Here is a 22521-nt window from a genome sequence, read left to right as displayed (position 1 = left end):
ACCTAGGCACGGGCCAACCCCAGCGATCGCGCGCATTCCTCAACTGCCTTGGCCACGGCAGGAGCCACCCGTGGATCAAACACGGAGGGAATAATATAGGCTGAGTGCAGTTCCGAGGGACTGACCAAGCGGGCGATCGCTTCTGCTGCGGCGAGAAACATTTCCTCGGTCATGCGGGGTGCCCGACAGGCGAGGGTTCCCTTAAATACCCCCGGAAAGGCCAGCACATTGTTGATTTGATTCGGATAGTCACTGCGTCCGGTGGCCACCACCGCCACCTGGTCAGAGATCAGTTCAGGCTGAATTTCCGGCACGGGGTTGGCCATGGCAAAAACAATGGCGGCTTTGGCCATGCGTTGCACCATTTCCAAGCTGAGAACACCGGGGCCGCTCAAGCCAATAAAGACATCGGCATCCACAAGGGCGTCGGCAAGGGTTCCGGTTTGGGGAACGGCAAATTCCTGTTGGGCAGGGGTAAGGTCTGCCTGCACTGAAAGAATGCCGCGGCGATTACACAGGATTAAGTCCTTGGCGCCGGCTTTGCGCAGGAGACGAGCCACCGCAATCCCCGCTGCCCCGGCACCGTTAATGACAATGCGCACAGTTTCTAGGGATTTCCCCACTAACTGCAGGGCATTTTTGAGGGCGGCAAGGGTGACAATGGCGGTGCCGTGCTGGTCGTCGTGAAAAACAGGAATATCAAGTTCTGCCTGCAGACGCGCTTCAATCTCAAAGCAGCGCGGGGCGCTAATGTCCTCAAGATTGATGCCCCCAAAAACAGGGGCAATATGCTTGACGGTGGCGATGATTTCCTCCACATCCTGGGTGGCTAAGCAGATGGGAAAGGCATTTAGACCGGCAAATTCCTGAAAAAGCATGGCCTTGCCCTCCATGACCGGTAGAGCAGCCTCTGGGCCGATATTCCCTAGTCCTAAGACCGCACTGCCATCGCTGACAACGGCCACGGTATGGCTTTTGACGGTGAGCTTGTGGACTAATTCCGGATCCTCAGCGATCGCCTGAGACACCCGCCCCACCCCTGGCGTATAGGCCATGGCCAGATCGTCGTATTCTTGCAAAGGATGTTTGCTTTTAACAGTAATTTTGCCCCCCTCATGGAGCCGAAAGGTGCGATCGCTCACCTGTAGCACGGTAGCCTGAGTGTCAGATTTCACGGCATTGACAATCGCCGCAGCATGATCGCAGCTAGCAGCCACCACTACCAGCTCCCGCACAAGGCTATTGGCTGTTTTTTCGATCAGGGTGATAGACCCCACTTGCCCCTGCTGCTCCCCAATGACCTGAAGAACAGTTCCTAATTCTGTTGGATCCAAAGAGGTTTTTAATCGGAGTGTTAGACTGTAGGCGGGCGTTGGGGTTAGCTTAACCATTCAGACTTAAGCAAAAGTTAACGGCAAAAGGTACCGTCTGATGATAGCACCTCTACCTACTTTCCCGTTTGGGTGGCAATGGGCAGCGGCTCGGCTTTGCAAGCAGCCAAAATGGCGCGATCGCCGGCACTGAGGTGGCGCAGGTGATAAAAGCTGAATAAGTCAATTTCCGCCGGATAGGTTTCCTCTTCGTAGGTGGGGAAAACGGTCACCTGAAGTTGGCGATCGCCAACGGTACCTCGAAAACAATCAAAAGAGGAATTGGGCAAATAAAGTGCCCCATAGACATTGCGATCCTTGACTTCAAAGACAATGTAGCTGTGGCCTACCCGTTGGGGTTGCGGAGACTCCCCAAAAAGATATATCCCATTGGCCAAGGGAGATGGATTTTGTCGTGCCAAAAGCGGTTGAGCGATCGCCAGCCCATTGGCAAACCCCAGGGTAACAAGTCCCAATAAAACTGAAAGTGACTGACCCAAACGTGCCAATGAAATCATTCTATTTCCCTACCTGAAACGCAAAGTAACCTCTCCTAACGTCGAGGGAACTCTAAACCAGCGTTTTGAAGCGTCAACCTTAGCAAAGGGCAGTGTCGTTACGCCGATACTTTAATCTTGACAGGTTGATAGCCGTTTTTCGCTGGAGCTATGCCAGTAGTGGCACAGGCACAAGTTGCCCCCTAAAGACGATAGTCCTTGCTAGCGTTGTCATTTGATTCACTTCCTTGGAGGGAAAAGAGTTTATCCCCAGAAGTGTTGAACCATAGCTTGAGCCTAAAGAATACGACCTTTCCTCCCTTAAAAAATAGAAAAGATTATAAATTATTAACTAAATTTGGTATCTTTTAGGGCTACTTTCAAGTCTATCCTCCGGCACCTTAACCCCAGTCGTGCCCCTGTTTTGATGGGCCGGCGAAGCTACTTGTGGCTTATAGCATCAATCTTTGTTGTAGAACTTAACAGGTCTGGCAGCGAGGAATTAATTTCTTTTTAACCCTGTGTATTTTGGAGTGGATAGAAAACGTTAATTTTCTTTGCAAGGTGTTGGGTTCTGTAGTCTGGATCGCATGGACAGTAAAAAGTAAGAGGCTATGATGATTCTCAAACTGCTTCTGAGTTCGGGTTATGACACTGTACATCGGCAACCTCTCCTACGAGGCCACTGAAAACGATCTTCGCGAAGTTTTTGAAAAATATGGTGCTATTCGCCGGATTGTGTTGCCGGTGGATCGCGAGACAGGCAAACGGCGCGGCTTTGCTTTTGTCGAACTGGTGGATGAAACTCAGGAGGCCGCTGCCATTGATGATCTCGACGGTGCGACATGGCTAGGACGGGTGCTCAAGGTCAACAAGGCGAAGCCAAAACAAGCGGGGGGGCAGTCAAACCCCGCCTTCTAAGGGCATACTGGTAGGGAAGTGCTGTTTACTCTTCCTGCTATGCCTCGACGTTCGCCATCGCCACCGCGTCCCCAAACTCGTCGGCCTCCCCAGCCAGAATCGAAGTCACCGCTGAATACCCGCACTTTGGCGGTGCTGGGAGGGGTCTTTATTATCGGTGTGGGGGTGGGGGTCACCTTTAGTAAAACCACGACCCTGAACCCCGATAACGTGGCCTCGACGCAGTTTATTGATCAGGCGGCGCCTAATCCCGATATTTGTGTGCAGTTTGGTGCGAGCGCGATCGCCGTGGATACGCGGGTTTTTGTTACTTTTAACCCCTTCTCGGTCTTTGTGTCTCAACCCTCGATGCAACCGGGCTGTGTACTGCGCGCCAATAACGTTGCCCTTCTTGAGCAGCGGCAACTAATTACGGGAGAACAATTGCGCAGTTGTCGGCAGCGGCTAAATACGTTTGGCTATGTGGGCAACCTTGAAGGCAAACCTGAAATAAGCTGTGTCTATCAGAGCACAACGGATAAAAACCTCTTCCTCAAACTCTCCGGCTTGGGAAATGGCGCTGCGGGTGAAACCAATAATTTCTAGAACGCAACGATGAAGGGGCTGAAGTGGCCACGGCTGCGCTGGCGTGCAAGTCAGGGCGTGCAACGCTTGGGTACGGCCTTTCTCTTGATGGGTCAAGTCATCTTCTATCTAGTGCGGGGACGGATTGCTCTGCGCAACTCAATTGAGCAAATGGCTTTGGTGGGGCCTGCCTCCCTCAGTGTTGTCCTGATTACAGCAGCGTTTGTGGGTATGGTATTTACGATTCAAGTTGCCCGTGAATTTATTACCTTTGGGGCCACCTCTGCGGTGGGTGGGGTGCTGGCGATCGCCCTTGCGCGGGAACTTGGGCCTGTCCTCACAGCGGTGGTACTTGCCGGACGGGTTGGCTCCGCCTTTGCGGCTGAAATTGGCACCATGAAAGTTACTGAGCAAATTGATGCCCTCTATATGTTGGGCACAGATCCTGTGGATTATCTGGTGGTGCCACGGTTTGTTGCCTGTGTACTGATGTTGCCCATTCTCAATCTCTTGGCATTGGTGACAGGGCTGTGGGGGGGGTTGATCATTGCCGATTCTCTCTACGGCATTCCCCGTGGGGTTTATATTGAGTCCATTCAGAACTTCCTGCAACCTTGGGATCTGTGGAGTTCGATTATCAAGTCAGGTATTTTTGGAGGGGTGGTAGCCATTATTGGCTGCAATTGGGGTATCACGACCACAGGGGGCGCCAAGGGGGTGGGTCAATCCACCACGGCGGCTGTGGTGATTTCCCTATTGGCCATCTTTATCCTCAACTTTTTCTTGTCTTGGGCACTCTTTAGCGGCAGTAGTAGTTTGGTGCCGGTGCTTTAAGAGGTCAGGTTGTGGAACTGCGGGCGGGTCAAGGCTGGCGAGTGGGCTGGCGCAACGATCAATTCTATGCTGGGCTGGTGGGGGCTGAAGATTGGGCCACGGAACTTACGAGGGAGGAATTCAAAGCATTTGTAAATTTATTCCGTCAACTCCACGGGCAGCTTCAGGCGATCGCCCCTGAATTGATGCCGCAGGAAATGATTACCCTCAGTGGCAGCAACGAGGTTGTCCATTTGGAACTGGAGGGCTATCCCCACAGCTATAGTCTGCATTTGATTGTGTTGGGCGATCGCCGAGTGGAGGGGACATGGCCTGCCCCTGTGCCCCCCGACTTTCTTCTTGCCTGCTGTGAGTTGCAAGACAGGATTGCCCAGGGTCAAAGTTTAGAATAGGAGACATCCTGGTCGGTTGCGATCCCCCCTATGACCTCTGCCAAGTCCTCGAAGGTCAGCCCCGCTTTGGCGGCACTGGTTAACACCATCAAACAGTTGCAACAGCAAGAGCAAATCGGTGGATTGATTGCTCCCCTGGTGAGTTTTGCCCAAGAAACCCTTGGCATGTCCTTTGTCTGGTTGGGGCTGTACAACGAAGCCACCAAACAACTCATCGGTCAAGGGGGAACCACGCCCGTTGGTGACCATCCCTTTCTTAAGCAAAAATTGACCCTTGCTGCCGGTAGCCTCCTCGACCAGGTATTAATGAACCGCAAGCCCATTAGCTTACCCAGTCTAAAAGAGGAGCCGCGCTTGGCAGAGGTACGGGAGGCCGCCACCCGCTTGGGTCTGCAAGGCACTGCGATCTATCCCATTGTCCGTCGGCGTCAAGCCCTTGGCATTCTCATGGTCGGTTCCACTTCCTGGGGCGATACCCTGCGGGGAGATGATCTAGCCCACATGAGCCTCCTAGTCAGTGCCCTGGGTGCAGAACTAGAACGGCTGACAGCAACCCAAGCAACAAAGGCCGCACCGACAGCAAAGGAAGCGGCTGCTCCCACCGTTGGCAGTGATGACCCCGTCCGTCATCTCCTCCAAGAGGCCAGCCGTGCCGCTAGTTTAGGTCAACGCATTGAAGCGTTGTTGCTAGCATTACACCAATTCTGTCAACCGCAACGTACGAGTCTTTTTTGGCGAGATTTGGAGCAGCCCCTCTATCGGCGGCGCAGCTACACCGTTGGCAAACCCCAGAGCCGTGAGAGCCAGCGGCAACCCCTCACCATTACACAGCAAGAATTAGCCGGTTGTTACACTGCCCTTGCCAGCGGTCAAACCGTGAGTGTCAGCGATAGTCAAAGTGTGGTCAGTGCCACCGCTCCCCTACGGCTGATGCACATGCTGAACTGCCGCGCCCTAGTTGCCACCCCGATTCTGGTGGGAACCGAGGTGGTGGGCTTTCTCACCTTGGAGCGCAATGAACCTTACCCTTGGAACGACAACGAGAGGAAACTCCTGCAAGTCACCGCAGAACTACTGGCGTTAGCTGCCCCCGCGGAACGCCTCGAGCACCTGTTGACCCAAACCCAGCACACCCAAAGCTTGGTGAGTGAGTTGGCGCAGGCTATCTGTGATGAGCAGGACTGGAAGCGGGTGCTTCATCATGCGGGGGAAAAGTTGACGGCCAATTTGGGGGCACAGTGGGTCTTTTTGCTGACGTACAATTCCCTAACCCAAGCCTTTGATGTCCTGCTGCAGTATCCAGCTCCCCGTGGGCGCGATCGCCATCCGCCCTTTCCGCCCCTGCAAAAAATGGATTGGCAGCTTCTTGAAACAGCAACAACAGCTATTGCCCTTGAGGACTACAGAAATGAACTGCGCCTCTACTCTTGGAAAGAGGTGCTCGGCAAGCTGAATATTCAGTCCCTTCTGGTGGCAACCACGACTCCCGGCCATGCCCTTGAAGCGGTACTCTTGGTGGGACGCAATGAACCCACGACTTGGAGCAAAAGTCAGCAAACCCTCGTGCAGGAGGTGGCGCGCACCCTCGGCCTGATTAGCCATCAATGGCAACTGCAAAACACGAATACACAGCAGGAGCAGGTGCGATCGGCGATGTTGGCGGGTCTTACGGCCCTGCAGCGCACTCAAAACCTTGAGCGCATTGAACTAACGGGCTTGCAGCAGATTATGAATTTGATGCAGGTGCCCCTCGTGGCTTTAGTGACGTGGCGACCCGGTCAGACCGTTGGCTCAATTGTGGCACCGCCCCCTGGTCATCCCAAGTTTGCCATTCACAACGAGGCTGAGATTGCCATCTATGAAGATCCCCTGATTTACAGCGCCTTGATGGCCTCCCAGGCGGATAACCACAGCAATCCCTACGCTTGGTTGATTCAAACCACAGCAGCAGAACTGGATGGGCGCACGCGGCAGTGGCTCTCAGGGCCGGAGATTGGTCAGGTACTGGCGATCGCCCTGCGCACGGATCCCGAATATGAGCCTTCGGGAGTTCTCATTGTTGCCGATCGGCGCGATCGCCACTGGTCAACCTTGCACCTCGAGGCCTTCCTTACCCTTGTCAACCATTTGGCTTGGGCACACCGCAGCACCTCCCTCATTCAGATGCTCACCCAAGGCTGGCAAACCCTTGAAACGCTCAACTGGTATAAACACCGTCGCCTTGAACAGGTCTATGGTCAACTAGCGGTTTTTTGCAATGAGTTCACACAATGGGTTCAGCAGCACCCTGAGGCGGATCCCCTCCTGCGGCGCTTAGGCACGCTCTTGCCAACCCAGTTGGAATCCCTCCATCCCCTCTTGAGCCATGAGGTGTGGCAACTGGACAAAGCCACCGACACAGCGGGTCTAGCCGTTCTCCTCAAACGGGTGATGGATCGCATCGAAAATTGGAAGCAGCGCAAGCAACTGTGGATTCAGGTGCACAATCAGCCCGTGCTCACCCTCAGCGGCGACCTCAATAAGCTGGAGTTAATCCTCTACGAGCTGCTTCTTTTTGCCTGCCAGCGATCGCCCTCCCAAGGCCGCATTGATATTTGGTGCCAACAAATCGAGGGTTTAGGTCAAGGGGGTAAAATGCAGTCTTGGCTGGAACTCTCCATTACTGACGATGGCGAAGTGGAGCCACAGTTACTCATTAAGCTGCACCAACTGGAACATCTCGACTGGCTTGCCCCCTCCAGCCTCGATCAGCCCCCCGGCCGACACCTTAAAGTCTGCTTTAACCTGTGCCGACGCCTAGGCTACCACCTCGATATGTATAAATTAGAAGACGGCCGCCTCCTCAGTCGTCTGCTGATTCCCCTGAATAGTGGCGACACGGGTACCTTTGAACTACAACCCTCGCAGCCTCGCCAATGACCTCAAGCACGATCGCCCTTCTCGGCCTCCCCAATACCGGTAAATCCACATTTTTTAACCGCATTGCCGCAGCGCGCGCCCATGTGGGCAACTGGCCGGGAATTACGGTGGACTTGGCAGAAGCCGAGATTTCCCTCAATGGGGAGAGAGTTAAGCTGGTGGATTTGCCGGGCATCTACGATCTGGCAGGGACGGCTGCTGATGAAACCATTGTGCGTGAGTTTTTCCAGCGGGTGCCGGTGCGGCTGGTGTTGGTGATTCTTAACGCCGGTCAGATTCAGCATCAATTGCGCTTAGCACTTCAGGTAAAGGCTTGGGGCATTCCCATGGTGGTGCTTCTGAATATGGCCGATGAAGCCCGCCAACTGGGGATTCAAATTGATACAGAGAAATTGAGCGATCGCCTCGGGGTGCCGGTGGTAGCCCTCAGTGCCAAATACGGCGGCGGCTACTGGCAGGCCTATGAAACGATTTGCCGTGCCCTCAAGGAGGCCCCCATTCCCGCAGCTCCCCTCCTTAAACCAAGGTTGCCAGAGATTGATCCAGAGGCGATCGCCCCCCTCCTGGCGGACACTGTCACTTTGCCCGGTCGCGCCGTTCACAGACTAACAGAGCAGTTGGATCACTGGTTGCTGCATCCCCTGTGGGGACTCCCCCTCTTTTTTGCAGGGCTATACCTTACCTTTCAAGTGGTGTGGGTGTTAGGTCTTGGGGTGCAAGACTGGCTCAGTGATACTTTTGACGCTTTTCAGGGACAGGTATTGGAGCCATTCCTTGCTGGGCTTCCCCCCTTGCTCAGCAGTTTGCTCCTTGAGGGCCTCTACGGCGGGATTACCACGGTGGCAGCATTTGTGCCTTTAGTAACAATTTTCTTTGTTGTAATGGCGATTGTCGAGGACAGTGGCTATCTTGCCCGTGCCGCTTACCTGATGGATGGCCTAATGGCCCGTTTAGGTTTGGATGGGCGCAGTTTTGTCCTCAGTTTAATGGGCTTTGGCTGCAATGTCCCCGCCCTGCTGGCGACTCGCATTATTCGCTCGCCGGGACTGCGGCTGCTGACAATGCTGGTTATTCCCTTTTCCCTCTGTTCGGCGCGGCTACAGGTGTTTGTATTTCTCATTGCCTGTTTGTTTCCGCCGCAGTGGGGGGCAGCTGTCCTTGTCTCCCTCTATGGCTGGAGTATTCTGGCGGCCTTGCTCACGGCGCTCTGTTTTCAGGGGTACTTCCCCAACACGGATCCCTTTTTGCTGGAGCTGCCCCCCTATCGCTGGCCAACGGGGCGACAGGTGCTCCTGCGGGCATGGGGCGAGGTACGGCATTTCCTCGCGCGGGCAACGGGCTTTATTATGATTGGTGTCTTGGTGGTGTGGGTCTTGACCCATTTGCCCTTAAACGCTACGCCGTCGAGTCCCCAGACCTGGGCAGGGCAACTGGGTACCGCTTTGCAACCTCTGCTGGCTCCCGTAGGCATTACACCCGCCCTAACGATTGCTCTGATTGTTGGCTTTGTGGCCAAGGAGATTGTCATTGGCGCGTTGGCAGTGATTTATCACCTTTCGGGTACCTCGTTACAGCAGGCGATCGCCGAGGAGTTGACGCCCCTGCAGGCCTACAGCTTTATGCTCTTTACGCTCCTGTACACCCCCTGTCTCAGTACCCTTGCCACCCTCTGGAGTGAATCAAAACGCTGGCGGTTTAGTCTTTTTGCCACCCTCTATGCCCTAGGGATGGCCTGGGTGGTGAGTGGCAGCGTCTATCAACTGGGGCACTGGTGGGGATGGGGCTGATGGCCATCCTTTGCGGTATTGGCATTGGCCCCGGTGATCCCGAACTCATTACCCTCAAGGGCTGGCGCCGTCTCCAGCAAGCCAGGGTGATTGCCTTTCCTGCGGGACGGGGGGGACGGCGTGGCATTGCGGAGGAGATAATTGCCGGCTACAAACACCCTTGGCAAACCTGCCTTCCCCTGGAGTTTCCCTATGTTCTTGAGCAGGCGGTTTTAGAACAGGCGTGGCAAAAGGCGGCAAAGGAGGTTTATACATACCTTGGTCAGGGCACGGATGTGGTCTTTGTTTCCGAAGGAGATGTGAGTTTTTACAGTACGTTTTCCTATCTGGCGGCAGCCGTCCAAGTCCTTGACCCCACCATTCAGATTGAGGCCATTCCGGGAGTTTGTTCCCCCTTGGCAGCAGCGGCCAGCTTGGGGATGCCCCTGACCTTGGGGAGCGATCGCTTGGCCGTTTTGCCGGCGATGTACCATCTGGATGAGTTAGCCCAGGTGTGGGGGTGGGCGGAAGTGATGGTTTTAATGAAGGTGCGATCAGTCTATGGTCAGGTGTGGCACTGGCTCAAGGAACACCACCTCTTGGAACAGGCCGCAGTGGTGAGCTGGGCAACAACGCCGAAACAGCAAATCTACACCCCCCTTACGGATTTCCCAACCTTAACTTTGCCCTACTTTTCGCTGCTCATGGTTTGGAAAAGGCAGTCTAATCTGCGGAACGTCTAAGTCAATCCCAAACGTCCGCTCAAATAGTCCTGTAACTGTTGGGCATGGTCGTGGGCAAGATTGGCTAAGGGGAGGTCACTGAGGGGAAAGGCTTGTACTGCCCGCACTTCCTTGACATCTAAAACCTGTGGCTCACCGACAACGCGGGCGGCAATCGCAATACACACAGCATGAACGCGGGGATCTCGCTGCGGGTCAGAGTAAACCCCCACGAGGCCTTCAAAGTGTTTAAGGCGCAGTCCGGTTTCCTCGGCCAGCTCCCGTGCCCCCGTATCGAGAATTGTTTCCCCCCAATCCATCATGCCGCCGGGGAGCGACCATTGCCCTGTATCGCGGCGCTGCACTAGAATCAGGCGATCGCCCGCCGTCAGGGCAATCACCGAGACAGCGACAAAGGGATGTCGCCACACCCGTTTCAAGAAAAAACGGGCAACTCGCCAAAACCAGTTCACCCCTGCAGCCGCTCCAAATCCGCTAGCACTTGTGCCACATGGGCCTCGGGCTTGACGCGCCGATAAATGGCCGCAATTTTGCCCGTGGGGTCAATGATAAACGTATCCCGATAAACCCCAAAGGATTCCTTGCCCATGAACTTTTTGGGACCATAGCTGCCATAGGCTTGAGCCACGCCGGCGTCCACATCTGCCAGCAGGGGAAAGGGCAGGTTGAGCTTTTGCTGAAATTTAGCGTGGGAGGCAACACTATCGGGGCTGATGCCTAACACCACGGCGTTGCGCTCCTCCAAGGCAGGATTCACATCGCGGTAGGCACAGGCTTCTTTGGTACAACCAGGGGTATTATCGCGGGGATAAAAGTAGAGAATTACCCACCGGCCCTGAAAATCGGCCAAGCGCACAATCTGCCCCGTGGCGTCTGGTAGTTCAAAAGGAGGGGCGATCGCCCCAACGGTTAGGGACATTTCTAAGCAATTCCCAATGTTTTGCCATTCCTATCTTCTCCCAGTTTGGCTCCCGCTGCGGTCGCCCTAGCCCTCAAAAATAAAAAGGCGGACAAACAGATATACCATGAGCTGGCGATAACGGTAGAGCAGAAAGGCGATCGCCGGTGTCAGAACCACAAAAAAGCCGTAGAGGCCAACGATGGTCGCTAAATCGGTCTGGAAAAAATCGCGAGCCAGACGAACAAAATCGTGATCCATGCCCCCTTTGCCCATTAGGTACATCTCCCGAAACACAGGATTAAACTGCAACTGCCAAGCAAAGCGCAGGTTAAAAAACACAATGAAAAATCCGACCATACTGTAGAGGGGGCGTTCAATCGGATAGCGACACCCCCAACCACTAAGGGCACGGTAGAGAAAAATGACCGCAAAGATGAGTTCGAAGCCATGCCCCATCGCCACAAAAAGAATGTTATGAAGGGGACTAAAGGCCACAAGGGTATAAAGCAGCGTAAAGACCCCTAGGCAAGTCAGAGTAAGCCGATGGTGACGGTAGAGATAGGCCAAGACCAGCAATCCTGTATAAATGAGCAGCACAATGCCTCCTGCGCGATCGCCCTGGAGGGTGACGCCGCCACCATAGCGAAAATCAAAGGCGGGCACTGCCGGATAACCAAAGAGCCATGCCGTCACTGCATGACCCATCTCATGGACAAGGGTAATCAGCGGACTGAGTAAAAAGGTTACTCCCTCTGATGCCAACAGGAGAAGCGATAGACCCAATCCCGCTGCCGTCACTTGCCAATCTTTGGTGCTGAGGGGTTGTACGGGAATGCAAAACTCTTCCTTGCGGGAGATGGGGAGATTCTGGCGCAGAGACTCACCCTTGGCAAGGCGTTGCAACTCACGGGGATGCGTGAGTCCAGTCCCTCTTGCCAGTGTTCATTGCTGTCTTGGTAGGCCGCGATCAGGATCTGACTGTGGGCGTAGCTTGGCCATCGGATCAGTTCGCGAGCTAGCAGCGTTAGCACCACCGCAGCAGGAACAGTTGTCGGACACTGGAGGCGCAACAACAGACATTCGCGCCGCTGGTTGACGGTCACTGCAATTTTCCTAGGCGCAAGCGCCGCCTCTAGGAGGGCTTGAATCGCCGCGAGATCCCCTGTGGCAGCCGCTAGGCGTCGGGCAGAGCGGGTCATAATCTACTCCGATTCGAGGCGGCGTAACCACTCGCGATCAATGGCTTCCGATTGGGCGAGTTCCTGCTCGACTAAATCCTGATCTGAGCGATAAATAACATCCTGCTCATGGATTTGCCGCTGCTGGGCGTAGGCTTGAGCCGCCCGTAATTTGGCACGCAACTGCGGTGTGGGATTGGCCAAGCGATTGGCGTAATGGTAGCGGCGGGCATTGCGATCGCGAATGCGTTGGTTTTGCCACAGCAACCAGTAATAACGCCCTAGGGGAATCCCCAAAAAGCCAATGCCATAGCCAAGCAAAATCCAAAAGATGGAGGCCACAAAGGCCACCAGTCCCCCCAGTTGTTGGGCGATCGCCCCATCTCCCAAGAGGTACCACAACATCAGCGCCCCGATGAGGTTAATACAGCCCAAGCCAATGGCCACCATAATTTGCCAAGAGGGGGCGCGACTAAAGCGCCAGAGGCGCTCTTCTAAGATGGGGGGAAGCGTTTGCTGCCGATCTTTGCGAGTTTGCGCCGTTGTTTGTAACTCGGGAAAGCAATAGATAATCTGCCCTGCGTCGGTGACTTCGGGGCGGCCATTAAAGTGGGTCAGCACGGGCAGCATATACCACTCGTCCTCCCCCGGATCGGTTTCTAAATCGAGATAGGGGGCAATTTGCTCTGCGGTAACCGCCCCGCCATTATTGCGGATGACTTGGCCAATGAGTTGCCAGCGGCGTTCCTCAAGATCTGCATTGGGATTGCCATCGCCAAAAAGGAAAGAGTAAACCCCCTCAAAGAAGTTCATCTCCTCGCCATTGTCCTGTGACCGAGGGCGCGATCGCTGGGGAGAGGGATCGCCAAAGAAGTACCAAAAGTCGGGAAAGACCCAAAAATGAATGCCACCGCCCCCCCAAGTGTCCCCTTGGCCGCGATCGTCACCGTCTCGCCCTTGACCGGAAAGGGCAATCAAAATCATGGCGATCGCGAGAAAAATCAGGGCAATCGAAACAATGAGAAAAATGCCAAAGGAAATGCGAATCAGATAAAAAACAACGCCCCAAACCCGCTGTGCCACTGCCCGCAGCCGCAGTTGCCAGTACTTGGCCTGCAGGATACGGCGAAAATCTCTGGGGAAGACGTAGGCAATATCACCGCTTTCGGCCACCTGGAGGGTTCCCCCGACATCGGCAGCCAAGGCCATTAACCCTTTCTCAGCCGTTTGCAGCGGCAAGCCTGCCGTCCCCGCCACATCCCCGGCGGTAACCCGGTACCCCAGTGTTTCTATAGCTTGCATCAGGCGGCGATCCACTGTCATGTTTGCCCCCTCTTTGGCAAAAGGCCTCTCTTCCACCCTAACGTTTTCCCCGTCCTCTTAGGGAGACAAAAAAAGAACCCACCCCATGGGCAGGCTCCAAGCGCGGATAGTCTGAGGAAGAGGGCAATTAACCTACCGCTTCAAAATAGACCTTGGATTTGACGGGGTCAGGGTTCATCGTTTTGTCACCGGGCTTCCAGCCGGCAGGGCAGACTTCATCGGGGTGAGTTTGGACGTATTGAATGGCTTGCAGCACCCGCAGGGTTTCATCCACATTGCGGCCAAAGGCCAAGTTATTGATGGTGGCGTGTTGGATTATCCCTTCTTTGTCAATGATAAACAGACCACGCAGTGCCACCCCTTCTTCAGTTAGCACGTTGTAGGCAGCACTGATTTCTTTTTTCAGGTCAGACACCAAGGGATATTTGAGATCGCCGACACCGCCGGCTTTGCGATCGGTTTGAATCCAGGCCAGGTGGGAAAACTGGCTATCCACAGACACGCCAAGGATTTCGGTGTTTAGTTTGGCAAATTCATCGTAGCGATCGCTAAAGGCAACAATTTCCGTGGGGCAGACAAAGGTAAAGTCCAAGGGATAGAAAAAGAGAACGACGTATTTACCGCGATAGTCCGAGAGTTTAATGGTTTTGAACTCTTGGTCATAAACAGCAACTGCTTCAAAATCAGGGGCGGGCTGACCCACGCGCAGACAGTCAGACATAGAAAACCTCGTACTCTTAACTACGACAGGTTGAACAGAGCTGTTCACATTTTTTAACAGCCACTCCTAATATACCATACTCATAACGGTTTTGATTATGAAATAGCCGATCGCTGCCACCGCCGCTCCAGAAAGCGGGAAAGCCGTGACAGGGGAAAACAGAGGGCAAAGTAGAACATCGCGCCCAAAACATAGACAAAGAGCTTTCGCTGCGGATCTGTAATCGGATTGGCAAAGGTGCTGGTTGTGTTTTGCAGCTCTGGAACGCCAATGACCACCAAAAGAGCGCAGTCCTGCATCAGCGTAATGAAGTTATTCGTAAAGGGGGGCAAGATGATCAAAATGGCCTGGGGCAGAATAATCCGCCATAGGGTTTGCCGAGCTGACAGCCCCAAGCTGAGGCTTGCTTCCGTTTGTCCCTTGGGAACCCCCTCTAGGCCACTGCGAAAGACTTCGCTCAAGTAGGCACCGTAGTTAAAGCCCAAGCCAAGAATGCCGTAGAAAATGTAGTTAAACAGGGGGGACACCAGGCGGTTACTTTGCAGCACGGTCATGACATCAAAGGCGATTCGCCGAGGATCAAAACCCCACTGACTTAAGAGGCCACCAATGCCAAAGCCCCAAACGAGCAGTTGCACTAGGGTAGGGGTACCCCGCACGAATTCAATATAAACCGTACTGAGCCAACGCAATGGACGGGCAGGATGCAACCTTGCCCAGGTGGCGATCGCCCCCAAGATCACCGCCAACAGCACACTAAAGACTGAGATCAGAAACGTCGTGATTGCCGCCTGAAAGAGAAAGGGCGCGTATAGTCCTAACGTGTCGCGAAAGGAGTAGAGATAACCACAAAAGGCAAGAATGCCCAGCCCTAAGCAGAGTAAAAAGATGCCATCGAGCCACTTTGCCCAAGGGGGGATCAACGGTGCCACTTGTTGCATTCTCGGAAGACCGTAATTTTGTCAGGATGATGATACCATCCCGTTTTTTAGGGAAGCATTCTCCCCAGCCCCCCAGGAAAAGTAGGCAAGGAATTCCTGATTGCCCGCAGGCCCTAGAATCGGCGAGGGAGTTACACCGTGGCACCGCCAGCCCAAAGCCTCGGCTGCTGTTATCACCTGATCCACCGCTTCTTGGCGCGCCTTGGCATCGCGCACTACCCCATTTTTACCTAGGCGATCGCGCCCCACTTCAAACTGCGGTTTAATGAGGGCAATCAGGTCTCGCGGCGGGAGGAGCAATTCCCAGAGGGCAGGCAAGACTTTCGTCAGGGAAATAAAGGAGACATCCACCACCCCCAGATCGGGTCGGGGTGCCCCATCAGTGTACAGATCAGCAGGCGTGAGATAGCGCAGGTTGGTGCGCTCCCGCAAAATAACCCGCGGGTCTTGGCGCAGCTTCCAGTCCACCTGTCCATAGCCAACGTCAACGCCATAGACCAACTTGGCGCCCGCTTGCAGCAGACAGTCTGTAAACCCCCCCGTGGAAATTCCCCCGTCCAAACAGACGCGATCCCGCACCACCACGGGAAAGACCCCTAGGGCATGGGCGAGCTTTTCACCGCCGCGCGAGACATAGGCGGATTTCGCCTTGACCTGAATGGAGGCATCCGCCGCCACCAACGCCCCCGGTTTGTCAATGGGCACGTGATTCACTTGGACTTGACCGGCTCGAATCCAGCGCTGCGCCTGCTGGCGGCTCTCACACAGGTGCCGCTCCACAAGGAGACTATCCAAGCGTTGTTTGCGAGGAGTCATTGCTCTTTTTGAAGGGGGGCAAAGGCAAACAGTTGATTGACCTCAAGGGCAAGACCCTGCACATTGGGTTGGGTAAAGAGGGTGGTTTCACTCTGCCATAAAGGCAAGAAGGCCACGACTTCAGCATTGAGTTCCTGAAGCTGACGCAAGAGTGCCCTACGGCGTTGGGGATTGGCCTCCCGGCGACTGGCAACAATCAGCGCGTTGGCCTCAGGACTGTAGAAAAACGATCCCCAAGCGGCACTGGCACCACTTTCGCAGCCTGTTTTCACAGAACCGCGATCGCAACTGAGGAAAGGTTCCAAGTAGTTATCGGCATCGTAAAAATCACCGTACCAGTCAAGCAAGACCAAAGGATAGGCTCCACTTTCTAAATTGCGGTAGATGGTCGCCGAATCGGCACTGTCCAATTGCACTTGAACGCGATCGCCCAAATCTCGCTCCAATGAGGCTTTAAGAACCGTTGCCGCCAGCACATTACTGGGCACATTGGCCCGGTACCAAAGGTTGACCACCAAGGGCTGCTGCGCCGAAAAGGTGGTTTTCTGTAACCAGTGCTCTATTCGGCTCGAATCGCCGTCTCCATAGCGATCGCGGAAGACGGGTTCACTCTCAGGAAATAAACTGGGCACCAGCGAGTACAGGGGTTCTGCCTCCCCCAAAAAGACCCGTTCTGTGAGGCGCTGGCGATTGACACTGGCCGCTAAAACCTGCCGTGCCGCCAATTGATCCCAAGGCGGTTGGCGCAAGTTAATACTCAAGACGGTGACTGCATTGCCTGCTCCTGTGACCACCCGCCAATGTTTTGTTGCAGCTTCAGCCTTGAGGGCACGGATTTGATCGGGATCTAGAGCGCCGATTGCCACATCCACAGCGCCGGTGCGAAAGGCATTGTAGAGATTGGCACTGCTGGAGAAGATCTGCAAGCGAATCCCGGCATTGCGAGGTTTGGCCCCCCAATAATCGGCAAAGGGTTCTAGGCGCACACCATCGCTACTGTACTGCACCAAGCGATAGGGGCCAGTGCCAACAAACTGTGTTGGCAAAAACCTATTGGTGGCTGCTCTGTAAGCTGTAGGGGAAACAGCGCACAACCCACTAAAGGCCAGCAGATGCGGAAAGGCAACAAAGGGTTCCTTGAGGCGAATTTCCAGTAAATCGTCAGTAATTGCCCTGAGGTCTTTCACTCGTCCCGCCAAAAGGGAGGCGGGCTGACCGCCACTGTTCATAAACCGCTCAAGGGAAAAGGCCATCGCCGCTGCATTAAAGGGGGTGCCATCGTGGAAGCGAACCCCCCGCCGCAGGGGAATGCGGTAAGTCAGGCCATCCTCACTCACCTCAGGTAACGCCGTGGCCAGTTGGGGAATAAGATTTTTGCCGTCATAGGTGTAGAGGCGATCGCCCAAGTTAAACAGCAGGAGTCCCGCCAAATTTTCGTAGGCATCCGCAGGGTCGAGGGTGCGCAGGCGAGCTGTGGTACCAATGACAATACTGTGATCCCCTTGGTGAGGTACATCACCGCCACAGGCGACCAGCAGCAGGCTCAACAACAGGACAAAACATTCCCACAGTCGTCGTTGTGCCACAACACATCCGCTCGGTACATCCTCCTCTAGAATAAAGGGCGAGCGATGGGACTCGAACCCACGAATGGTGGAACCACAATCCACTGCCTTAACCACTTGGCTACGCTCGCCATGTTTCCTGAGCTAGTCTTCTAGCATAGCATAGAGGCCTCTGCCATGAAAGTGCCCCTCGTTTCCCAAGTGATCGCCCGCCCTCTCTGGTGGGGGGGTGGTGCCTTTCTGGCTTTAACCATCACGGCGGCCTGTGTCACCAATCCCACCCCCGCCGATTATCGGAAACGCGCTGCAACGGAAATTAACACGTTCCTTTTAACCCAAGTGTGTCCAGAGATCCTCAATCGGGAGAGCGCGATCGCCATGCTGGCCTTGGAATTTTGCGAGCAACTGGAGTCCCATCCTGCAGAGGAGATCGAACGCTACATTAGTTACAACACCCAATCCTACAACTTGGGGGTGGCGACCCTCTTTGTAACGGAATTCCCCATTCAAAGGGTCTGGAGCCTCGGCCTCTTTGGTCAAATTATCCCCCTCAACCTGGAGATGTAACCCTTGCCGGGGTCAACTTAGCCAGTGGGTTTGCAGTGGGGGAAAAGGGAAGTGCCTATGCCAAGATATATCAACAAATATCAACAACGAGCAGCAAAACCACACATTAACCATGATTGGGAAAACCCTAGGCGGGCGCTATAAACTCATTCGAGTCTTGGGGGCGGGGAACTTTGGCCAAACGTTTCTGGCGGAGGATGTTCATCGTCCCATTCGTGCCAAATGCGTTGTCAAGTATCTGCGACCTGCCCGCACGGATGCGGCCTTTCTCCCCTTGGCGCGATCGCTCTTTCAGCGGGAGGCACAAATCCTAGAGCGGCTGGGTAGCCATGGGCAAATTCCCCGCCTTCTGGCCTACTTTGAGGAAGACAACGAATTTTACCTTGTGCAGGATTTTATTGAGGGTCACGTCCTGCGGCAGGAATTGTTGCCGGGCTGCGTTTGGCCGGCGGCACGGGTAATTGAGTTACTGCAAGATGCGTTAGGGATTCTAGCTTTTGTTCATCAATGTGGTGTCATCCACCGCGATATTAAACCCGACAACCTAATTCGTCGCCAAGCGGATCAGCGTCTAGTCCTCATTGATTTTGGCGCGGTGAAGGAGATGGGGGTTTCCATTGGGGGCGGCACCCTTGTGGGGGATTCCCAACCCCAGACGATCGCCATTGGCACACCGGGGTATATGGCACCGGAACAAGCCCAGGGTCGTCCTCGGCCGGCCAGTGATCTCTACTCCTTGGGAATGGTGGCGGTACAGGCTTTGACGGGGTTGAATCCCCTGCAACTCACCCAAGACCCCTACGGCTATTGGTGTTGGCAAGCGGCTGAAGCGGTGAGCGATCGCCTAGTGCAGTTTGTGAACAAGCTAATTCATCCTTCCCCCTACGAGCGCTTTGCTACGGCTACCGATGCCCTTGCCAGTTTGCAACAGGTGGAGGTGCCCAAATCCTTTTGGGTTCGCCTTGGCAAATTGCTAAAAACACCCGTTCAAGACCTCTGGCGATCGCCAAGGAAGAATGAGGGTGCTGCTACGATGCCGCCCAGTGCGCCGCCTGCTGTTTCTCCACTGCCCTCCCACGCCACGGAACCCAAACCGGTCTCCTCTCCACCGGCAGCCACTGCCGTCCCTGCTAACCAAGGTCGCCATGTGTTCATCAGTCACTCCAGTGACGGTACCGATTTGCAGTTGGCAAGTGCCCTCCAAGCGGTGTTGCAAAAAGCAGGGCATCAACCCTTTATGGCCGGCCAAAGTATCCGCCTTGGGGAGGCATGGGCGCAGCGGATTGATCAGGAGCTAAAGCGGTGTGATTTCTTTGTTCTGTTGCTCTCGCAAACAGCAGCTCAAAGTGAAATGGTGCTTGAGGAAGTCCGCACCGTTAAACAGTTGCAGGCCCAAAGGGGCGATCGCCGTCCCTTTATCTTGCCTGTGCGGGTAAATTTTCCCCTCGATATGCCCCTGAACTATGAGCTGCGGGGGTATCTGCATCGGCTACAACAGCGCTTCTGGCGATCGCCCGCGGACACCGACGCCCTGCTGCAAGAGATTCTCGACTTGGTGAATGCCACGACCGCCCCTAAAATCAGCAGTAGCGATGCCGGTCAAGAAACCATTGCTGAACCCCTTCACACTGGCACATTGGGGAGGGATGGTGCCCCCGTTCCTGTGGCAGAGCCAGAACTCCCCGAAGGTCAAGTGGAAGTGGCCTCGGCATTTTACATTGAGCGGCCTCCCATTGAGCAACGCTGTCGCGAAACCCTCCTGCAACCCGGCTCCCTCATTCGCATCAAAGCCCCCCGCCAAATGGGCAAAACCTCCCTTATGGCACGACTCCTCTACCGCGCCACCCAAGAGGGCTACGGCACGGTTCCCCTCAGTTTCCAACTGGCGGATGCCCAAGTGTTCAGTGATTTGGAAAAACTGCTGCGTTGGCTCTGCGCCAGTGTCGGGCGGCGACTAGGGCTAGAAAACCGCCTCCATGAGTATTGGGATGACATCTTTGGCAGCAAATACAACTGCACCGCCTACTTTGAGGAGTATCTTTTACCGCACTGTCAAAGAGCGGGGACACGATTTGAGAGTCGCCCCCTAGTTCTGGGATTAGATGAAGTGGATCGGGTGTTTGAATATCCCGAGGTGGCCAGTGACTTTTTTGGTCTGTTGCGGGCATGGCATGAGGAGGGCAAAAATCGCGATATTTGGCGCAACCTGCGTCTGATTGTGGTTCATGGCACTGAAGTTTATATTCCCTTGGACATTAACCAGTCCCCCTTTAACGTTGGCTTAGCCGTTGAGCTGCCTGAATTCAACCAAGAACAAATTGCCGAGTTGTGTCGCCTCCACGGTCTCAATCTTTCAGAGGTACAACTTCAAGAACTTCAGCACTTGGTGGGGGGGCATCCCTATCTCATTCGTCTCAGCCTGTACCACCTTGCTCGCCAAGAGCTTTCGTGGCAAGAGTTAATCGCTAACGCTGCCTCAGAAACGGGGTTATATCGCGATCACCTGCGACGCCAGTGGTGGCACCTCCAGCAGCAGGAAGATTTGGCACCCGCCTTTCGGGAGATTCTCAAAGCAGAAAACGGCAGGGTGGTTGATAGCACCATTGGCTTTAAGCTCCACAGTTTGGGACTGATTACCCTAGAGGGAAATTTCGCTCAGGTGCGCTGTGATCTGTACCGCCGCTATTTTGGCGATCGCCTACACTAGTTGAGCAAAGGGTGGGTAGTCCAAGCAGCGGTTGTGCGAGCAACAATTCCCTTGCTAAGCTAAAGGTAGAGGGGTTCGGTTATCCGCCAATGACTCTGATCGGTCTTGGATCTGTATCCCGCTGCCCAGTTATTCTTCGCGGGTTGTGCCGTCTATGACGTTAATGTACGTTGCGCCTCAATGGCAAACCCTGGCATTTCCCTCTACACTTTTTCTTCAACCTATTCTAGAAATTCTGCTGAGTGATCTTCCTCCCCAGTACAAAGATGAAATTAGGCTAGGCCTCCAAGAAGCCCTTGTGAATGCGGCGCGCCACGGCAATCAACTCAACCCCGAAAAGCTGGTTTCCGTCCGTTATACCTTTTCCCCGGATCAATGCTGGTGGGTAATTACGGATCAGGGGGATGGTTTCTCACCGCCCAGTAATGTTTCTGAGACCGCTGAGGAATTGTTGCCAGCCGCCGACTGTGAATGTGGTCGGGGCTTATTTTTGATCTATGCCATTTTTGATGAGGTCTATTGGAACCCCAAAGGAACGGAATTGAGCCTCTGCAAGTACCTCACGTGAGTGGATAACCGCCCCTTTGGCTAGAGGGGAATGACATCAATCCAGTGGCGATACTGTGGCTCTCGCCCTTCAACGATTGCCTGTAATTGTTTTTGCAGTTGGAGTGTCAAGGGGCGATCGCTAGGCAGTGTATAGGTCTCAATGCGACTGACGGGCACAATTCGCGCAGCCGTGCCGGTTAAAAAAACTTCATCGGCAATGAGGAGTTCCGTGCGATCCACAGGGCGCTCAATGACCTTGACGCCGGCGGCTTGGGCCAGTTCAATCACACTGCGGCGGGTAATCCCCTCCAGAATATCCTGATCCACACTTGGCGTAATGAGTTGCCCCTCGCGCACAAGAAACAGATTCATTCCCGTGGCTTCGCAGACTTTCCCCTGATCGTTGAGGAGAATGGCTTCGTCAAAACCGCTGGCAACCGCTTCTGTTTTGGCAAGGGCAGAGACAATATAGGAGCTGGTCAGCTTACCCCGCAAAGGAAACGAGCGATCGCACTGCCGCTGCCAAGAGCTAATCCGACAGGTGACGCCTGCGGCTGAAAGGTAGTCGCCAAGGGGCATGCCGTAAATCAGGAAGTCCTTTTCAATATCGTGAAGTCGAGGGGCAATGCCCAGCCCGCAGGTATAGACTAAAGGACGAATATAGAAGGGCACGCTGGGTTGATTTTTTTGCACCCATTCCACAATCTTGGACTTAATCTCGCTTGCGGGTAGTTCATAGCCCAGATAGTGGGCACTGCGACTAAGGCGACGACAGTGATCCTCAAGGCGAAAGAGAAGAATCTCGCGAGCATTCGCCGGATTGGGCAAACCGCGCAGGCCTCCTAGGGCTGCCGTTCCATAGTGCAGCGCATGGGTTGCCACCGAAATTTTGGCCTCTGCAAAGGGCACAAATTGACCATTCAGATAGGCGTAGGGGAGAAAGTTACTCATGGGTTGATTGGAAGCGTTTTTGACATTCTCCTCGGCTTGAAAGCCGGAGATTCCTACTGCGCTCAAGCCCCTTCGGTGGGTTCCTAGGCCGAGTGCGTATCCGCTGCTTGTATCTCCACAGGTATCACTGCCGGCCTGCCCTGCCGTAGGTCGGCGTGGTTGTGGCCGACAGCAAGATTATAGAACGGCTCCGCCCTTCGCGCTATCCTTAAGCGCCTCCCGCGCAGCGGTACGGCGAGGCTTGCCGCGCCCTGGATCAAAGCCGAATGAAACCCAGAATTAGGCTGGAATTTCTC

At 54.6% G+C, this 22521-nt stretch carries 22 protein-coding genes and 1 tRNA gene; 10 read left to right on the top strand and 13 right to left on the bottom strand.

What is annotated here, in order from left to right; translation table 11 throughout:
- Positions 1-2: 2 nt before the first annotated feature.
- The gene (locus tag Q0683_RS09295) at positions 3-1391 is read right to left on the bottom strand and encodes an NAD-dependent malic enzyme (RefSeq protein ID WP_298615686.1); all 1389 of its coding nucleotides are present in this window, start codon (positions 1389-1391) and stop codon (positions 3-5) included.
- 56 nt (positions 1392-1447) lie between these two features.
- The gene (locus Q0683_RS09290) at positions 1448-1888 is read right to left on the bottom strand and encodes a hypothetical protein (RefSeq protein ID WP_298615688.1); all 441 of its coding nucleotides are present in this window, start codon (positions 1886-1888) and stop codon (positions 1448-1450) included.
- A gap of 627 nt (positions 1889-2515) precedes the next feature.
- Here Q0683_RS09290 and Q0683_RS09285 point away from each other — a divergent pair.
- The 7 genes from Q0683_RS09285 to Q0683_RS09255 are packed head-to-tail and all read left to right on the top strand — an operon-like array spanning position 2516 to position 10006.
- Positions 2516-2788 carry an RNA-binding protein gene (locus Q0683_RS09285; RefSeq protein ID WP_149820749.1) on the top strand — a complete coding sequence of 91 codons (273 nt, stop codon included), beginning with the start codon at positions 2516-2518 and terminating at the stop codon, positions 2786-2788.
- Positions 2789-2827: 39 nt separating this feature from the next.
- The gene (locus tag Q0683_RS09280) at positions 2828-3373 is read left to right on the top strand and encodes a DUF3172 domain-containing protein (protein WP_298615693.1); all 546 of its coding nucleotides are present in this window, start codon (positions 2828-2830) and stop codon (positions 3371-3373) included.
- A 9-nt stretch (positions 3374-3382) separates the two neighbouring features.
- Entirely contained in the window at positions 3383-4186 is an 804-nt protein-coding gene (locus tag Q0683_RS09275; protein WP_298615696.1) for an MlaE family lipid ABC transporter permease subunit, read from the top strand.
- Between the two features lie 11 nt (positions 4187-4197).
- A complete protein-coding gene (locus Q0683_RS09270; protein WP_298977411.1) occupies positions 4198-4578 on the top strand; it encodes a DUF1818 family protein in 381 nt (126 codons plus the stop codon).
- Between the two features lie 30 nt (positions 4579-4608).
- Complete coding sequence (locus tag Q0683_RS09265) at positions 4609-7497, top strand: GAF domain-containing protein (protein ID WP_298615702.1); 2889 nt, start codon at positions 4609-4611, stop codon at positions 7495-7497.
- Positions 7494-9284: a ferrous iron transport protein B gene (gene feoB, locus Q0683_RS09260; protein ID WP_298977409.1), complete on the top strand. Its 1791-nt coding sequence runs from the start codon at positions 7494-7496 to the stop codon at positions 9282-9284. Before Q0683_RS09265 ends, feoB begins: the two co-directional genes overlap by 4 nt.
- Positions 9284-10006 carry a precorrin-2 C(20)-methyltransferase gene (locus Q0683_RS09255; protein WP_298614217.1) on the top strand — a complete coding sequence of 241 codons (723 nt, stop codon included), beginning with the start codon at positions 9284-9286 and terminating at the stop codon, positions 10004-10006. Before feoB ends, Q0683_RS09255 begins: the two co-directional genes overlap by 1 nt.
- On the opposite strand, the gene Q0683_RS09250 is transcribed toward Q0683_RS09255, so the two are convergent.
- From Q0683_RS09250 to Q0683_RS09205, 10 genes are all read right to left on the bottom strand, one after another.
- Positions 10003-10458, bottom strand: a complete 456-nt coding sequence (locus Q0683_RS09250) for an NUDIX hydrolase (RefSeq protein WP_298614219.1) — start codon at positions 10456-10458, stop codon at positions 10003-10005. The genes Q0683_RS09255 and Q0683_RS09250 overlap by 4 nt on opposite strands.
- Positions 10455-10925 (bottom strand): thioredoxin-dependent thiol peroxidase, encoded by a 471-nt coding sequence (gene bcp, locus Q0683_RS09245; protein ID WP_298614221.1) that lies wholly within the window; start codon positions 10923-10925, stop codon positions 10455-10457. The genes Q0683_RS09250 and bcp overlap by 4 nt, the downstream gene beginning before the upstream one ends.
- A 66-nt stretch (positions 10926-10991) precedes the next feature.
- Positions 10992-11705 carry a hypothetical protein gene (locus Q0683_RS09240; RefSeq protein WP_298977407.1) on the bottom strand — a complete coding sequence of 238 codons (714 nt, stop codon included), beginning with the start codon at positions 11703-11705 and terminating at the stop codon, positions 10992-10994.
- A complete protein-coding gene (locus tag Q0683_RS09235; RefSeq protein ID WP_298977405.1) occupies positions 11702-12106 on the bottom strand; it encodes a hypothetical protein in 405 nt (134 codons plus the stop codon). Before Q0683_RS09235 ends, Q0683_RS09240 begins: the two co-directional genes overlap by 4 nt.
- A gap of 3 nt (positions 12107-12109) precedes the next feature.
- Complete coding sequence (locus tag Q0683_RS09230; RefSeq protein WP_298977404.1) at positions 12110-13408, bottom strand: hypothetical protein; 1299 nt, start codon at positions 13406-13408, stop codon at positions 12110-12112.
- A 127-nt stretch (positions 13409-13535) separates the two neighbouring features.
- Positions 13536-14129, bottom strand: coding sequence for a peroxiredoxin (locus Q0683_RS09225; RefSeq protein ID WP_298614224.1), 594 nt, complete (start codon positions 14127-14129; stop codon positions 13536-13538).
- A 95-nt stretch (positions 14130-14224) separates the two neighbouring features.
- Positions 14225-15061, bottom strand: coding sequence for an amino acid ABC transporter permease (locus Q0683_RS09220; RefSeq protein WP_298614225.1), 837 nt, complete (start codon positions 15059-15061; stop codon positions 14225-14227).
- 30 nt (positions 15062-15091) lie between these two features.
- Positions 15092-15886 carry a TlyA family RNA methyltransferase gene (locus Q0683_RS09215; RefSeq protein ID WP_298614226.1) on the bottom strand — a complete coding sequence of 265 codons (795 nt, stop codon included), beginning with the start codon at positions 15884-15886 and terminating at the stop codon, positions 15092-15094.
- The gene (locus tag Q0683_RS09210; RefSeq protein WP_298977402.1) at positions 15883-17472 is read right to left on the bottom strand and encodes an ABC transporter substrate-binding protein; all 1590 of its coding nucleotides are present in this window, start codon (positions 17470-17472) and stop codon (positions 15883-15885) included. Before Q0683_RS09210 ends, Q0683_RS09215 begins: the two co-directional genes overlap by 4 nt.
- Positions 17473-17509: 37 nt before the next feature.
- A tRNA-His gene (locus Q0683_RS09205) sits at positions 17510-17582 on the bottom strand.
- A gap of 46 nt (positions 17583-17628) precedes the next feature.
- Here Q0683_RS09205 and Q0683_RS09200 point away from each other — a divergent pair.
- The 3 genes from Q0683_RS09200 to Q0683_RS09190 all read left to right on the top strand — a co-directional run bounded on the left by Q0683_RS09200 (position 17629) and on the right by Q0683_RS09190 (position 21293).
- Positions 17629-18018: a DUF4359 domain-containing protein gene (locus Q0683_RS09200; RefSeq protein ID WP_298612179.1), complete on the top strand. Its 390-nt coding sequence runs from the start codon at positions 17629-17631 to the stop codon at positions 18016-18018.
- 112 nt (positions 18019-18130) lie between these two features.
- Positions 18131-20725 (top strand): AAA-like domain-containing protein, encoded by a 2595-nt coding sequence (locus Q0683_RS09195; protein ID WP_298612176.1) that lies wholly within the window; start codon positions 18131-18133, stop codon positions 20723-20725.
- A 154-nt stretch (positions 20726-20879) separates the two neighbouring features.
- The gene (locus tag Q0683_RS09190) at positions 20880-21293 is read left to right on the top strand and encodes an ATP-binding protein (RefSeq protein ID WP_366142741.1); all 414 of its coding nucleotides are present in this window, start codon (positions 20880-20882) and stop codon (positions 21291-21293) included.
- 20 nt (positions 21294-21313) lie between these two features.
- Here Q0683_RS09190 and Q0683_RS09185 read toward each other — a convergent pair whose 3' ends face one another.
- Positions 21314-22225 carry a branched-chain amino acid transaminase gene (locus tag Q0683_RS09185; RefSeq protein ID WP_298612185.1) on the bottom strand — a complete coding sequence of 304 codons (912 nt, stop codon included), beginning with the start codon at positions 22223-22225 and terminating at the stop codon, positions 21314-21316.
- Between the last annotated feature and the right edge of the window lie 296 nt (positions 22226-22521).

It is taken from the genome of uncultured Thermosynechococcus sp. (genome assembly GCF_938074695.1).
GTDB lineage: Bacteria > Cyanobacteriota > Cyanobacteriia > Thermosynechococcales > Thermosynechococcaceae > Thermosynechococcus.
The sequence above is the reverse complement of the archived record's forward strand: the minus strand, read 5'-3'. Positions and strand labels throughout refer to the sequence as shown.

Coding starts and splice junctions, on each gene's coding strand:
- bcp (WP_298614221.1), bottom strand. CDS start 10,925: ATGTCCCTAACCGTTGGGGCGATCGCCCCTCCTTTTGAACTACCAGAC.
- Q0683_RS09225 (WP_298614224.1), bottom strand. CDS start 14,129: ATGTCTGACTGTCTGCGCGTGGGTCAGCCCGCCCCTGATTTTGAAGCA.
- Q0683_RS09200 (WP_298612179.1), top strand. CDS start 17,629: ATGAAAGTGCCCCTCGTTTCCCAAGTGATCGCCCGCCCTCTCTGGTGG.
- Q0683_RS09275 (WP_298615696.1), top strand. CDS start 3,383: ATGAAGGGGCTGAAGTGGCCACGGCTGCGCTGGCGTGCAAGTCAGGGC.
- Q0683_RS09280 (WP_298615693.1), top strand. CDS start 2,828: ATGCCTCGACGTTCGCCATCGCCACCGCGTCCCCAAACTCGTCGGCCT.
- Q0683_RS09295 (WP_298615686.1), bottom strand. CDS start 1,391: ATGGTTAAGCTAACCCCAACGCCCGCCTACAGTCTAACACTCCGATTA.
- Q0683_RS09235 (WP_298977405.1), bottom strand. CDS start 12,106: ATGACCCGCTCTGCCCGACGCCTAGCGGCTGCCACAGGGGATCTCGCG.
- Q0683_RS09190 (WP_366142741.1), top strand. CDS start 20,880: ATGACGTTAATGTACGTTGCGCCTCAATGGCAAACCCTGGCATTTCCC.
- Q0683_RS09230 (WP_298977404.1), bottom strand. CDS start 13,408: ATGACAGTGGATCGCCGCCTGATGCAAGCTATAGAAACACTGGGGTAC.
- Q0683_RS09290 (WP_298615688.1), bottom strand. CDS start 1,888: ATGATTTCATTGGCACGTTTGGGTCAGTCACTTTCAGTTTTATTGGGA.
- Q0683_RS09255 (WP_298614217.1), top strand. CDS start 9,284: ATGGCCATCCTTTGCGGTATTGGCATTGGCCCCGGTGATCCCGAACTC.
- feoB (WP_298977409.1), top strand. CDS start 7,494: ATGACCTCAAGCACGATCGCCCTTCTCGGCCTCCCCAATACCGGTAAA.
- Q0683_RS09185 (WP_298612185.1), bottom strand. CDS start 22,225: ATGAGTAACTTTCTCCCCTACGCCTATCTGAATGGTCAATTTGTGCCC.
- Q0683_RS09195 (WP_298612176.1), top strand. CDS start 18,131: ATGATTGGGAAAACCCTAGGCGGGCGCTATAAACTCATTCGAGTCTTG.
- Q0683_RS09285 (WP_149820749.1), top strand. CDS start 2,516: ATGACACTGTACATCGGCAACCTCTCCTACGAGGCCACTGAAAACGAT.
- Q0683_RS09265 (WP_298615702.1), top strand. CDS start 4,609: ATGACCTCTGCCAAGTCCTCGAAGGTCAGCCCCGCTTTGGCGGCACTG.
- Q0683_RS09215 (WP_298614226.1), bottom strand. CDS start 15,886: ATGACTCCTCGCAAACAACGCTTGGATAGTCTCCTTGTGGAGCGGCAC.